General features: G+C 73.0%; 13 protein-coding genes and 1 pseudogene. 5 read left to right on the top strand and 9 right to left on the bottom strand.

Annotated features, from left to right (window positions below):
* Nucleotides 1-7 precede the first annotated feature (7 nt).
* Nucleotides 8-856 (top strand): polysaccharide deacetylase family protein, encoded by an 849-nt coding sequence (locus I3V78_RS13385; RefSeq protein WP_204487771.1) that lies wholly within the window; start codon nucleotides 8-10, stop codon nucleotides 854-856.
* Here I3V78_RS13385 and I3V78_RS13380 read toward each other — a convergent pair.
* On the bottom strand, nucleotides 853-1329 hold the full coding sequence (locus I3V78_RS13380) for a GNAT family N-acetyltransferase (RefSeq protein ID WP_204487769.1): 477 nt from the start codon (nucleotides 1327-1329) through the stop codon (nucleotides 853-855). The genes I3V78_RS13385 and I3V78_RS13380 overlap by 4 nt on opposite strands.
* Before the next feature lie 36 nt (nucleotides 1330-1365).
* Nucleotides 1366-2229, bottom strand: a complete 864-nt coding sequence (locus tag I3V78_RS13375) for an NAD-dependent protein deacetylase (protein ID WP_204487767.1) — start codon at nucleotides 2227-2229, stop codon at nucleotides 1366-1368.
* Between the two features lie 247 nt (nucleotides 2230-2476).
* On the opposite strand from I3V78_RS13375, the gene I3V78_RS13370 reads away from it, so the two are divergent.
* Both I3V78_RS13370 and I3V78_RS13365 read left to right on the top strand, forming a co-directional pair.
* Nucleotides 2477-3568, top strand: a complete 1092-nt coding sequence (locus I3V78_RS13370) for an SGNH/GDSL hydrolase family protein (RefSeq protein ID WP_204487765.1) — start codon at nucleotides 2477-2479, stop codon at nucleotides 3566-3568.
* Between the two features lie 66 nt (nucleotides 3569-3634).
* A complete protein-coding gene (locus tag I3V78_RS13365) occupies nucleotides 3635-4438 on the top strand; it encodes an SDR family NAD(P)-dependent oxidoreductase (RefSeq protein WP_204487763.1) in 804 nt (267 codons plus the stop codon).
* Nucleotides 4439-4507: 69 nt separating this feature from the next.
* Here I3V78_RS13365 and I3V78_RS13360 read toward each other — a convergent pair whose 3' ends face one another.
* The 7 genes and pseudogenes from I3V78_RS13360 to I3V78_RS13335 form a co-directional block, all read right to left on the bottom strand.
* A complete protein-coding gene (locus I3V78_RS13360; RefSeq protein WP_239577689.1) occupies nucleotides 4508-4993 on the bottom strand; it encodes a hypothetical protein in 486 nt (161 codons plus the stop codon).
* 53 nt (nucleotides 4994-5046) lie between these two features.
* Nucleotides 5047-5149: pseudogene (locus tag I3V78_RS40325) on the bottom strand (type IV pilin protein); the annotation flags it as partial.
* Between the two features lie 126 nt (nucleotides 5150-5275).
* Nucleotides 5276-6679, bottom strand: a complete 1404-nt coding sequence (locus I3V78_RS13355) for a hypothetical protein (RefSeq protein ID WP_204487759.1) — start codon at nucleotides 6677-6679, stop codon at nucleotides 5276-5278.
* Nucleotides 6680-6683: 4 nt separating this feature from the next.
* The gene (locus I3V78_RS13350; protein WP_204487757.1) at nucleotides 6684-7970 is read right to left on the bottom strand and encodes an SPFH domain-containing protein; all 1287 of its coding nucleotides are present in this window, start codon (nucleotides 7968-7970) and stop codon (nucleotides 6684-6686) included.
* 124 nt (nucleotides 7971-8094) lie between these two features.
* Nucleotides 8095-9150, bottom strand: a complete 1056-nt coding sequence (locus I3V78_RS13345; RefSeq protein ID WP_204487754.1) for a patatin-like phospholipase family protein — start codon at nucleotides 9148-9150, stop codon at nucleotides 8095-8097.
* 21 nt (nucleotides 9151-9171) lie between these two features.
* Nucleotides 9172-9843 carry an HAD family hydrolase gene (locus tag I3V78_RS13340; protein WP_204487753.1) on the bottom strand — a complete coding sequence of 224 codons (672 nt, stop codon included), beginning with the start codon at nucleotides 9841-9843 and terminating at the stop codon, nucleotides 9172-9174.
* 81 nt (nucleotides 9844-9924) lie between these two features.
* Nucleotides 9925-11691: an ATP-binding protein gene (locus I3V78_RS13335; RefSeq protein ID WP_239576409.1), complete on the bottom strand. Its 1767-nt coding sequence runs from the start codon at nucleotides 11689-11691 to the stop codon at nucleotides 9925-9927.
* A 213-nt stretch (nucleotides 11692-11904) separates the two neighbouring features.
* On the opposite strand from I3V78_RS13335, the gene I3V78_RS13330 reads away from it, so the two are divergent.
* Entirely contained in the window at nucleotides 11905-12333 is a 429-nt protein-coding gene (locus I3V78_RS13330; RefSeq protein ID WP_204487750.1) for a hypothetical protein, read from the top strand.
* Nucleotides 12334-12422: 89 nt separating this feature from the next.
* Nucleotides 12423-13199: a thioesterase II family protein gene (locus I3V78_RS13325; protein WP_204487748.1), complete on the top strand. Its 777-nt coding sequence runs from the start codon at nucleotides 12423-12425 to the stop codon at nucleotides 13197-13199.
* The last annotated feature ends 33 nt before the right edge of the window (nucleotides 13200-13232 follow it).

Raw genomic sequence — 13232 nt, 5'->3', positions numbered from 1 at the left:
TCGCGCCATGGCGCGTCGCTTCGTGCTGAGTTCAGTGCTGTCGTTGGGGGTGTTCGTCCTGGGGGGCTGCGCATGGACGCCCCCGGAGGAGCCCGCGTCGCCGCCCGCGCGCGAGGAGGCGCCCCCCGCCGAGCCGCCGCCCGTGCTCGCCAGCCGCACGGCGCCCATCGTGAACCACGGCAGTCGGGGGCGCATGCGCATCGCGCTCACCTTCGACGCCTGCACCACGCACAAGAACGAGTACGACGAGCGCGTCATCCGCACGCTACTGGACACCGCGACGCCCGCCACGCTCTTCATCGGCGGCGGCTGGGCCGAGGCCAACGCCGAGCGCCTGCGCGAGCTGGCGCGCCACCCGGAGTTCGAGTTCGGCAACCACACCTTCACGCACGTGCACATGCCGCGGGTGAAGGACGACGCGCGCATGCTGGAGGAGCTGCGGCGCACCCAGCGCGCCGTGTACGACCTGACGGGCCACATCCCCCGCTACTTCCGTCCGCCCTTTGGCGAGGTGGACAACCGCGTGGCGTGGATCGCCTCCCAGGCGGACCTGGTCACGCTCAACTTCGACCTGCCCTCGGGAGATCCCGACGCCACCACCACGCCCAAACGCGTGGTGGACTGGGTGCTCAAGAAGGCGGCGCCCGGGGGCATCGTGGTGATGCACATGAACCACAAGAACTTCCCCACCGCCCAGGCGCTGCCGGAGATCATCCAGGGCCTGCGCAAGCGGGGCTTCGAGTTCGTCACGGTGGCCACGCTGCTCGGGGACACGACCCCGCCCCTGTGCACGGTGCCCTCGCGCGCCGCCCCGCCGGCCGACGCGCCCCTGCTCGTGGCGGAGGCCCTTCCCTAGACGGCGGCGCGGGGCTTCCAGAAGACGAGCTCGGCGACCCCCGGCGTGGCGAAGTCCGGCAGCGCGCCCACCTGCCGGTAGCCGTGGCGCTGGTAGAAGCGCTGCGCGGCCGTGTTGAAGTCCGAGGTGAGCAGGAAGTAGCCCCCGGGCGGCGCGCCACACCCGGCCTCGTAGGCGGCGAGCAGCCGCGTGCCCAGCCCCGAGCCCTGGTGCCCCTCGCCGAGCGCGAGCGTGCGCAGGTAGGCCCCGGTGCCGAACGTGCCGCGGGTGAGGAACCAGCAGACCCCCAGGGGCCCCCCGGCGTCCTCGCCGACGGCGACCAGCAGGCCCTCGCCCCGCTCGAGCGCGCCCCGGAAGCGCGCCTCCAGGGCGCTCGCGTCCAGCCCATAGGCCCGAAAGAGCGGCAGCGGGGCCAGGACGGTGGCCAGCGAGGGGAGATCCGCGAGGGTGGCGGGACGGATGACGACGGACATGGGGATGGGGTCTCCCGGACGCGGGGCCCGGGCAGCCTACCCGGCGCCGAGCGCCGCCGCGACCCGCGGCAACACCTCTCCCGCGCGCGCGTCCACCCGCACCTCCACCAGCTCCTCGCCCCGGCACTCGCCCAGGTTGAGCAGGCCGCGGGGCACGCCGCGCGCCACCGCGCGCTGCAGGAAGCGGAACCCCGAGTGGATGGCCAGGGACGAGCCCACCACGAGGAAGGCGTCGGCCTCCTCCACGAGCGCGAACGCCGCCTCCACCGTGGGCCCGGGCACGTTGTCGCCGAAGAACACCACGTCCGGCTTGAGCGTGCCCTCGCACCGCAGGCACGCGGCCACCTGGAAGGCGCGCACGGCCTCGTCGGACACCTCCGCGTCGCCGTCGGGCCGCGCCTCGGCGGCCCGGACCGAGAAGTCCGGATTGAGCGCCCGCAGCCGCTCCTGCAAGGCCTCGCGGGGCTCGAGTTCGCCACAGCCCAGACACCGCACCCGGGCCAGCGCCCCGTGCAGTTCGATCACCCGCTGACTGCCCGCCGCGTGGTGCAGCCGATCCACGTTCTGGGTGATGAGCCCCAGCACATGGCCCGAGCCCTCCAGGGCCGCGAGCGCCTGGTGCGCGGCGTTGGGCCGCGCGGCGCGAAAGCGCGGCCAGCCCAGGAGGCTCCGGGCCCAGTAGCGCGCGCGGACCTCGGGGCGGTGGAGGAACTCGCGGTGCTGGATGGGATTACGGGCGCGGGCGCGCGTGCCCGGGCCCCGGTAGTCCGGAATGCCCGACTCGGTGCTGCACCCGGCGCCCGTGAGCACCGCGACCCGGCGCCCCCGGAACAGGCCCACCAGCGCCTCCACGTCCCTGGCGTCGGCACACACGGACAGCGTTTCCACGGGAAGAGTCATGCGGGGCTCGTCTAACGCCCCCACGGCCCGCTCGCCGCGTGTCCGTCGGGAGCGCGCGTCACGAGCGGACCCTCGCCCGCCTGGATGGCGCGGTGCACAAACGACAACCCCGCGACATGTCTCGCCGCGTCAATTCCTGTCAACCTCCAATCTTATCAGATTCCGGGATTTTGTGTTATAGCGGAGCAGCCGACGAAGCTGTCGAGCCCCGCCTTACCCCCCATCCCCTCAACCCCAGGAGTCCCTCATGTCCCTCCGTCCCCATGGGCAGAAGGTCCGCGCCGCCCTCGTGCTCACCACCGCCCTCTGCTCGGGCGCCGCGCTGGCGAGCACCATCAACCAGAACACCTCGTGGACCATCAACCGCGGCGCCAGCACGACGTACCGGGTCGTGGCGTACGGCGACTCCATCTTCGCGGGCTACAAGGGCTCGCTGAGCAGCGTGGCCAAGCGCGCGGGTCCCCAGGTGGAGGGCGAGTACCTGGCCCGCAAGTTCAACGCCAACATGGAGGTCATGCGGCGCACCAAGTCCGGCGCCAAGGCGGACGACATCTACAACAACAAGATCGTCGGTGAGCGCTCGTACATGCAGACGAGCAACACCCGCGTGGTGATGTTCGAGATGTGCGGCAACGACTATCTCCAGGCGCGCTCGGCGTTCTCGGAGCAGACGGGCACCTGCAGCTACAGCGGCCTGGACTCGGCGCTGGCCGCCTGCACCTCGTACACGGAGAAGGCCATGCAGGCCATCAACCAGTACGCGACCACGGCCAAGACGAAGGTCGTCATGACCATCTACTACCCCGGCTACAACGCGGACAACGTCCAGACGGCGTGCCGCGACTCGGCCACGGGCGCCTCGGTGAACAAGCGGCAGAAGTTCCTGCCCTACCTGGCCAAGAGCAACTGGCGCACCTGCAGCCTGGCGGCCAAGTATGGCTTCAAGTGCGCGGACGCCTTCGCCGAGTACATGGGCGCCGACTACGACAGCAACGGCGACGGTCAGGTCGACAGCGCGGCGCTGCGCTACCGCGACGGCGAGACCGAGGCCGCCTACGTGGCCCGCATCACCGGCACGCTGAGCGCCACCCTGCGCGACTCCAACACGCACTTCGTCAACGGCAGCACCAGCTACGACTACCTCCAGTCGGACGACACCCACCCCACCTTCACCGGCGCCAGCGTGTCGGTGGGCACGTTCGGTGGCACGGGCTCGGGCACGAGCGCCCCGGACTTCACCGACGCCTCGCACACCAACGGCCAGAACGCCCAGTGGAACCAGTGGGGCCACGAGCGCATGGGCTGGATCCTCTCCACGCTGGACCCCGCCACGCCCTGAGGCACCCCGCGCCCTGGCCGCGCATCGTCCTCCCCCCGGGGGACGGGAGCGGCTAGGGTGCGGCGCATGACAACGCTCGAGTTGCGCGGCCGCTGGACGCTCGTCACCGGGGCGTCCTCCGGCCTGGGCCTGGAGATGGCCCGCGCCATCGCCCGGGATCACGGAGGCCACGTGCTGGTCGTGGCGCGGCGGCGCGACCGGCTCGAGGCGCTGTGCGAGGAGCTGCGCACGCGCCACGGCGTCCAGGCGGAGTGCGTGGTGGCCGACCTGTCGAGGCCCGAGGACGTGGAGCGCGTCTTCACCGAGGCCACACGGGAGCGGCAGTTGCACGGCGCCGTGCTCAACGCGGGCGTCACCTACTGGGGTGACGCCGTGAAGCTCGCCCCCGGCGCCTTCCAGACCCTGCTGGACACCAATGTCACGAGCGTGGTGCGCCTGTCGGCCCTGCTCGCCCCGCATCTGGCGGCCCACGGCACGCGCGGCGGGCTGATGCTCGTGTCCAGCGTGGCCGGCCTCATCCCCGTGCCCTACCAGGCGGCCTACAGCGGGACCAAGGCCTTCGTGCTCAGCTACGGACAGGCCCTGGCGCAGGAGCTGCGGCCCACCGGGGTGTCCGTCACCGTCTTCGCCCCGGGCGGCATCGCCACCGAGCTGCTGGAGCACTCGGGCCTGTCCCAGCGCTTCAAGGCGGGAGACCTGGGCATGATGACGGCGCCCGAGTGCGCCACCCACGCGCTGCGCGCCTTCACCCGGCGCCGGACCTTGTCCGTGCCCGGCTGGCTCAACCAGGCGCTGGCGCTGGCAGCGAGGCTGCTGCCGCGCGGCGTGCTCGCCCAGCACACGGCCACGCTCTACCGTCCCGGACCGTGAGCGGCCCGCCCCGGGAGCGCACCGCACCGGGAGCGCACCTCCATCAAAGGGGAGCGCGTCCGGGCGGACTCAGTCGCAGTCGACGTCGTTGAAGGTGTTGAAGGGCGAGCCCGCCACCAGGGCGACCTCGTCGTTGCCACAGGACGGAGTGCTCAGCCGACCGTCCTTCGTGGCGATGGTCCAGCTGTCGATGCCCGCCGACTCGTTGTCGATGTTCGCCGCCGCGTAGCCATTGATGTTGCAGCTGGGGCAGGAGCCGGAAATCCCCGGGTTCGTCGGATCGTCCCCCTCCCGCGAGTTCCACACGAACTCGGCGACCCGCGCGGTGGGCGTGGCGGTGGGCACCTTGAACTTGCCCTCGTCCACCGTCACGCAGTTGGGGCTGTCCGGAGCGGTGACGCTGCCGTCCGCCGAGCGCTGCTCACAGTCCTGGGTCTTCGACGAGAAGTAGTAGGCGTAGCGGTTGCCGCGCTCCGGCCGGATGCCCACCGACGACAGGTTCTCCGAGTAGATGCCCTTCTCGTTCAACAAGGCGCGCTGCGCGGTGAACCACATGCGCAGGTTGGACTTGGCCTCGGCCTGTTTGGTGCGCGCCTGGAACTTGACGAAGTTCGGAATGGCGATCGCCGCCAGGACACCAATGATCGCCACGACGATCATGAGCTCGATGAGCGTGAAACCACGGCTTCGCTGGGCAACCAGAGGACGCATGGATGGGAGGACCCCGAAAAGAGCGGTGGCGGGCGCCACCTGCCGGGACAAACGCCCCGTGCGGATAAGTATGGCCTGAATGGACCGCGCCGCAAAGATGGGGGCCGTGGAACCCCCCGCCCCACCCTAGCGCAGGCTCACCGTCCGCCCCCGCCAATCGGCGGAACTCCACCGGTGGAAGGTCCCACTGTCCTCGGGACGCTCCGCGCTGCGCTCCACGGTCAGGGTGTCGCGCTTGAGCACCTGGAAGGAGGACTTGACCCGTCCGTCAATCAGGACCTCACGCGCCACGAGCAGCCGGGAGCCATCGGGGGAAAACCCCGCCAGCTCCACGTAGCCCAGCGAGGGCTCCACCGTGGCGGGGGCCAGCGTGTCCAGTCGCCACGCGTCGCCCTCGCGCTGGAAGACCCACAGCTCGGTCCACCCCTCCAACATCTGCACCGCCACCGTCACCACCGCGCCCTGCGCCGAGCGGCGCTCGGAGGCGAGCCAGGGCAGGCCATAGGTGCAGCGCTCCACCCCCCGCGGGGCCCCCTCCCCGGCCTCGTCCAGGCGCAGGCACGTCTCGCCGGGCGCGCCGGGCACCGCGGACAGCCGCGCCCCCGCGGTGGGCGCCGGTCCCACCGCCTCTGACGCGGCGCGTGAGGCCCCCACCCGCACCGCCGCGAGCGCGTAGGCGACGCGGTCCTCCTCGGCCAGTTCCACGCGGGACACCCGGGCCAGCGCCTCCACGGAGCGGGTGCTGGCCTCGGCGCCCAGGGCCGGCTCGCCCCGGCGGACGAACTGGTAGGCCAGGGTGGCCTCCACCTCGGCCCGGCGCAGGTGGAGGCGGTTGGCCAGGAAGGGCGGCAGCGCGCCGGCGTCCACCTGGGCCAGCACCGAGCGCCGCCACAGATGCAGGGCGTGCAGTTCCACGGGGCCCAGGGCCGGATCGATGCACTCGGCGCGGGTGAGCGCGAGCGCCGCCTGGAGCCGGGCCTGGGGCGAGCCCCCGAGCGCCAGCACGCGGCGGAAGGCCTCGCCGTCGTAGCAGACCCGGGTGCGGCCCTCGCGCTCGAAGCTCACGAGCTTCACCCCATAGAGGGCCGCCACGTCCAGGTGCGCGGCCAGCGCGGTGTCCTGGCTCCGGTTGGACGTGGCGCGCCGGGCAAGCCGCTCGGCCATGGTCCCCAGGGCGTCGAAGAAGTCGGGGCCCACCTGCGAGGCCTTGGCCGCGCGCAGGAGCGCCGCCGCGTGACCGATGCCCAGCGCCTCCGCGCCCGGCGTCTCCTTCACGAACTCCATCACCGCCTGGAGCCGGGGCACGCTCGCCTCGTCCAGGGCGTAGACGCGCACGTGGCTGGCGCGCACGTACCCGGGACGCTCGCGGCGGTGGTCATACACCTGGAGGAAGCCCTGCTTCTCGCCGCGCACCTCCAGCCACTCCCCCTGCCAGAGCGTGGCCTGGCGGGTGGAGGAGTCCTGGGGCGCGGCGCGCAGGGGCGTGGGGTCCTGCACCACGAGGGCGATGGCGACGAGCGTGGCGAGCATGGGGCTACTCCTCCTCGGACGACGGCGCGGACGACGGCGCGGGCGGCGGCGTGGGGCCCAGGAGGTTGCCCGCGATGAAGCCCCCAGACTGGGGCGGCGCGATGATGACCTGGATCTTGTCCGACAGCTTGTCCGCGAGCGTCTTCTGGATGAGCAGGGGGTTGCGGCTGATGAGCGCCGCGTCCCGGGCGAGCTGCTCGGAGGACGCCTTGCCGGTGACCTCCAGCCGGTACGCTTCCGACTCGGCGATCTTCCGCCGGGCATCGGCCTCGCCCGCGGCCTGGATGCGGTGCGCGTCGGCGTCGGCGGTGGCGAGCGTCAGGCGCGACACCTTGGTGGCCTCCGCCTCCAGCCGCCGCTGCTCGATCTCCTTCTCCTTGAAGGGCAGGATGTGGCGCATGGCCTCGGCCTTGGCCTTGGCGGCGATGATCTCCTCGCTGCCGGCGGCCTCGGCGGCCGTCTCGCGCCGGACCTTGTCCGCCTGGGCCTCCAGCGCGCTCTGCTTGACCTGCTTGTCCTTGAGCTCGAGCGTGTAGCGCATGCGCTCGGTGTTGAGCTCCTCGGCCAGCAAGGACTCCATGCCCGCGCGGTACTGGGCCGGCAGGTCCACGTTGCCGAGCGTCACCGAGCGCAGGCGCACCCCGTCCTCGGCGAGCAGGGGCGCGAGCTCCGCGGCCAGGTCCTTCTGGATCTGCACGCGGTGGGTGGAGAAGATCTCCCGCACCGAGTGCTGGGCGAAGTGGCGGCGCAGCACCCCGTCGATGGCGGGCTCCACGATGTCGCGGCCCACGTCCTCGGGGAGCCGGGCGGACAGGGCGCGGATCTTCCCGGCGTCCAGCACGTAGCGGATGTTGACCTCGATGCCGATGGACAGCCCCTCCATGGACTGGAAGGGCGCGGGGCCGGTGGCGCGGGTGCTGCGCTCGGGCCGGTACGTCTGATCCCGCAGGCTGTAGCGGCTCAGCCGGTGCACGTGGGGCACCAGCAGCGACCAGCCCTCGGGCAGCTCCGAGACCGAGCCGGTGAGCCGGTTGACCCGCACGCCCACCTCGCCCGGCTCGATGGCGCAGAAGGGACGGGCCGCCACCCCGCCGGCCATCAGGCCCACCACCACCCCCCCCGCCAGCAACCGCCGACCCCGGGGCGCGTAGACGAGCCAGCGCACCCGGCTCACCACCCCCCGCGCCGCGCTCCCCATCGCCCCCCACACCCGCCGCGCCGCCGCGCCGCGCCCCGGCGCCCCCGCGTCGTCGCGTCCCTGCTCCTGCTCGCTTCGCTTCTCGTCGGCCATGGTCGTGCTCCCTCGCGGCGGGAGGGCATTGCAGGACCGATGCCCAGCCAACCGAGCACGCGGGCCCTCGCGAGAGCCCCGTCGCGCGTGGTCACCCGGACGCACCTCGCGTGGCCGCGCGGCCTCAGAGTGGCTGGATGCGCTCCACGAGCCGACCCGTGGCCAGCCCCTCGCGGAACTCGTCGCCCAGCCGCGCGCTCTCGTCCACCACCTGGCGCCAGGCGCGCAGGCGCTCCGCGTCCGTCAACCGCACGAAGTCCTCGCGGTCCGGAATCTTCCCGAAGGGCAGCCGCGCCACGAACTCGGCGGAGGGGGACACCAGGAGCACCCGCCGGAAGTTGGCGGGCCCCGCCCGGCGCCAGCGCAGGGCCTTGTCGAACCAGCCCGGCACCACGTGCGGATAGAAGTGCGGGTAGAGCACCCACCCCTCGCCCGCGCCGTAATCGAGGTCCAGGTGGTAGTCGAGCAGGCCGCCATCCCGGTACATGCCGGCCCGCTCGGGGATGCGCACCCCGCTGAGCACCAGGGGGATGGAGCCCGAGGCCAGGAGCGCCGGGCGCAGGTTCGTCCGGGTGAGCGGCACGTGGACGGAGGGCAAATCCACGAGCCCCCGGAAGGGGCTGGTGTCCCCGGCGGCGTGGAAGATGACCCGCTCCAGGTGGAGCCCCAGGGTGCGGCGGCTCACGAGGTTGCCCAGCGCGCCCAGGGCGAGCCCCAGCGTCTGGACGTGGCGCTGCTCGCTGGCGGTGGGGCCCCGGCAGCGGTTGGTCATCACGTGCAGCCGGGCCCAGGGGTGGCCGAGGATCTGCGCCTCCCCGTCCTCGCCGAGCAGGGCGTCCAGGATGCCCTGGCTGCTCTGGCTCACGAGCGCCGGGGACGGCTTGGGCGGAAAGCGCTGCGCGAGGTAGGCCTCGACGAAGCGGTCCACGGCGGCGACCGGCGCGTCCAGGGCGAGGCACGCCAGGCGCCAGCTGCCAATGGACGAGCCGATGAGGTGCAGGGGCCGGTCACGTGCCTGGAAGAACTCCCCGAAGAGCATCCGGTCCAGGCCCGCCAGCACCAGCCACTTGGGGCCGCCAGAGGCCCCGGGAACGATGTCGACATCCCGCGCGCGCAAGCCCCGCTCGCGGATGAGGCGCAGTGCGTCCGGGCCCGCCCGGAGCGTGAGGTGAGGGCTCATGGGTCCCAGGTCTTGCCACGCTCAGGGCTCCGAGGCGAGCGGCGACTCCGCGTACCGGGTGAGCAGATCCTGCGGCGTGCCGAAGACGTCGATGGCCCCCGCGCCGCGCAGGTCCTCCTCCGAGTAGCCCCCGCACACCAGCCCCATGCCGCGCAGGCCCAGCCGCGAGGCGCCCTCCAGATCGTAGGGCAGCGCGGCGATCATCAGCGCCTCGTCGGTGCCATCCAGCCCGAGCAGCCGCAGGGCCTCGGCGGGAATCTCCTCGTTGAGCCGCGCCCCGTCCACGTCCGCGTCCGTGGTGCGCGCGTCGATGAGATCACCCACCCCGAGCAGATCGATGTAGTGCTCCAGCTCGTCGGGCTCCGCGGTGGAGGCCAGCGCCACGCGCCACCCCTCGTCGCGCAGCCGCTGCAAGAGCTCGGTGACGCCCAGGAAGGGCCGCGCGCGCGCGCGGTACTCCTCGTGGAAGAGCGCCCGGTGGAAGCTCGTGAGCTCGTCCGCGTGGCGCAGGAAGTCGTCCTCGGACAGCAGGGCCGAGAGGAACCCGTCCCCCAGCCGCGCCAGGTGCGCCATCACCCGCGGCAGGCGGACCTGGAAGCCATGGCGCGCGAGCGCTTCCTGCCAGGCCCGCGCCCGCAGCACGTTGGTGTCCACCAGCGTTCCATTCACCTCGAAGACAATGGCCTTGGGCACGCACACCCTCCCTGGACCCAAGGGTGGGCATGGAATCCGCGTCCCGGGAGCGGGCCCATCCCCCGCCTGGACGGCCGCTCCTCAGGGAAGCGGCAGCTCCACCGTGAAGGTCGCCCCCTGGCCCGGCGTGCTGTCCACGCGCACCCAGCCCCCTTCCGCCTCCACGATGGTCCGGGTGATGTACAGCCCCAGGCCCAGGCCGCCGTAGTGGCGCTCGGAGACGGCGCGCACGTAGCGGTCGAAGATGCGACCCAGCAGCTCCGGCGCGATGCCGATGCCCTGGTCCCGCACGGTGAGGCGCACGAGGCCCGCTTCCACCTGGAGGCCCACGTACACGGGCGCCCCCGCGCCGTACTTCAGGGCGTTGTCCACCAGGTTGGTCACCACCTGCTCCAGCCGGGAGCGATCCCAATGGCCCACCGCCGCCCCCTCGGCGTCGATGAGCAGGGGGGTCTGGGTGCGCACGGCCTCGGACCCGAGCCGCCCGGCCACCTCGCGCACCACCGCCACCAGGTCCACGCGCTCGCGCCGCAGGTGGAAGGTGCCCCCGACGATGCTCGACACGTCCAGCAGGTCGCGCATCAGCTCGGTGAGGTGGCGCACCTGGCGCAGGCCCACGTCCACGTGGGAGCGCACCTGCGCGGCCAGGGGCGCCTCCGGCTGGGCCTCCGCGGCGCGCCCCAGGGCCTGGAGCTTGAGGCTCAGGGGCGTCAGGGGCGTGCGCAACTCGTGGCTGGCGATGGAGAGGAACTCGTCGCGCAGGCGGATGGCCTCCTGGGCCTCGCGGTACAGCCGCGCGTTCTCCACCGACAGCGCCGCGCGCGAGGCCAACTCCTGGGCGAAGCGCAAGTCCTCCTCGTCATAGCCGCGCCCCGGCCGGGTCACCAGGAAGGTGAGCGCGCCGAGGATGCGGCCATGGGTGATCATGGGCACGGTGATGAGCGAGCGGATGCCCACCCGGCGCAGGGCGGAGAGGTGCTCGGGGCTGCTCGCCACCTGCAGCATCACCGCCTCGGACACGACGGGCACCAGCGAGGCGCGCCCCTCCACGAGCGCCACCGCGGGGGGGTAGACGGGCTGGGGGCTCGGCACGGGCGACAGGGCCCGCACCTCGGCGACGAGCGCCTCCGGCACGGACGGCTCGGCCACCACCTGGGCCCGCGAGAAGCGGCCCTCCGCGTCCAGCACGTCCACGATGCACCAGTCCCCGTGCATGGGCACCGCCAGCCGGGCGAGCGCGGCGAGCGTGACGTCGTAGTCCAGGCTGCTGGAGAGCACCTCGCCCGCGCGCATGAGGAAGCGCGCGCGCTCCTCGGCCTGGCGCCAGGCGTGGATGTCCGTGCTGGACGCCACCCATTCCCGGATGGAGCCGTCCGCGTCGAGCAGGGGCACCCCCCGGCCGAGCATCCAGAAGTAGCGCCCGTCCTCGCGGCGCAGGCGGTACTGGCACTCGAAGGGCACCCGCTCGGCGTGGGCCTTCTCCAGCACGCGCCGCAGGTGGGCGTGGTCCTCGGGATGGACGGCGTCCATCCAGTCCTGGGGCAACGTGTCGTCCGGCGACTGGCCCGTGAAGTCCGTCCAATGGCTCAGGTGCCGCCACGCCGGGTCCCGTCCCGCGCTCGACCAGAGCAGTGGGTGGGAATAACCCAACAACGCCAGCAGGCGCTCGTGGCTCTGACGCAGCGCGGCCCATTCCCGGGGCGAGGGAGGGGGTTCCTCGTCCTGGGACGAGGACGGCGGCGGCGGGGCGTCACCGGGGCGCTTGGGCGGGGGCGGCATCATGCGGGCGTGGGGGCGGAAGGCCTTCCCTCCAAGGTACACCGTGCGCCCTCGAACAGGCAGCCCCATCCCATCTCTCCCCACCCCGGCGTCCGGAATCGCCCCGGAGGGCAGGTCGCACGTGGGTCACCCGGCATTCGCGCCGCGCGGCCTCCGCCACTGGACACCTCGGCCCGCGTCGGGGCGGTCCCGGGAATGCGCGGCCGAGCCATTCGCGCCCCGCGTGTGAATCCTCCGGCGCGGACCCCACGGTCCCCCGCCTCCCCCACGAAGGATTCCCACATGGCTCCGCGCTCCCCCGCCGCTCCCGTCCGCTGTCTGTCCGGCCTCCTCCTCGCCCTGGCGGCGTGTGGCGGGGGCCCGGAGGCGCTCCCCACGGCCCGGCTCCAGGTCCAGGGGCGCCCCGAGCTCATCGAGGTGCAACCCGGGGCCGGACTGGCGTGCGGGGGCCTCCTGGCCGTCTCGTGCCCGGAAGGGCTCGCCTGCGAGGATGATCCCAGCGACGTGTGCGAGCCGGGAGGCGGGGCCGACTGCGCGGGGGTCTGCGTGCTCCAGCCCCTGCGCGAGCCCGTGCCCGTCGACTGCAACGCCCTGGAGTCGCGGCGCAGCTACGTCGAGCGCAACCCCCTCGTCTGCACCGCCCTGCTCTACCTCTGCCCGCAGGACCAGCGGCACTTCTTCGACGAGTGCGGCTGCGGCTGCGCGCCCTGAAGAGGGGCTGAAGAGGAGTCCCGGACGCACCGGGAGGGGGTGGGGATTGACGGCCCCCCCGCCTCCTTCGCAGCATGGGCCCCACCGCCATGTCCGTGCCCCCCGTCTACCGCCGCTGGGTCACCTGCCCCGAGCCGCGACCCCAGGCGCGCCTGCGCCTGTTCTGCTTCCATTTCGCGGGAGGCGATGCGTCCATCTTCCGGCTGTGGACCACCCAACTGCCGCCCTCCATCGAGGTGTGCCCCATCGAGTTGCCGGGCCGCGCCACCCGCCGGGCCGAGCCGGCCCTCACGCACTTCCCCGTGCTGCTGGACACGCTGGCGCGCCGGGTCCAGCCCTTCCTCACCGAGCGGCCCTTCGCCTTCTTCGGCCACAGCTTCGGCGGCAACCTCGCCTTCGAGCTGACGCGCTGGCTGCGCCGCGAGCGCGCCCCCCTGCCCGTGCGCCTCTTCCTGTCGGCCACGCCGGCGCTCCAGTCCCGCACCCAGCTGCACGCGCGCATCAACCACCTGCCCGACGAGCCCTTCCTGGAGCAGATCTCCACCCGCTTCGGCATTCCCCTGGAGGTGCTGGCCCACGGGGACCTGCGGGACACGGTGCTGCCCGCGCTCCGGGCGGACGTGGGCGTGTCGGAGAGCTACCAGTTCGTGCCCGAGCCGCCCCTGCCCGTGCCCGTGTCGGCCTTCGGTGGGACGGAGGACCCCGAGGTCGGCCCGCGCGAGGTGGAGGTGTGGCGCCAGCAGACCACGGCGGACTTCCGCGCGCGCTTCCTGCCGGGCAACCACTTCTTCCTCTCGGCCCAACGCGCGCGCCTGCACCAGGCCATCCTGGAGGACCTGGCCGGGGACCTCCCGCAATTTCCGTGACGCCGCCGGTGTTTCCGGCCATCTACCGGAGAC

Source organism: Archangium primigenium (genome assembly GCF_016904885.1).
GTDB lineage: Bacteria > Myxococcota > Myxococcia > Myxococcales > Myxococcaceae > Cystobacter > Cystobacter primigenius.
Note: the sequence above shows the minus strand (reverse complement) of the source record. Positions and strands in the feature narration are given on the sequence as shown.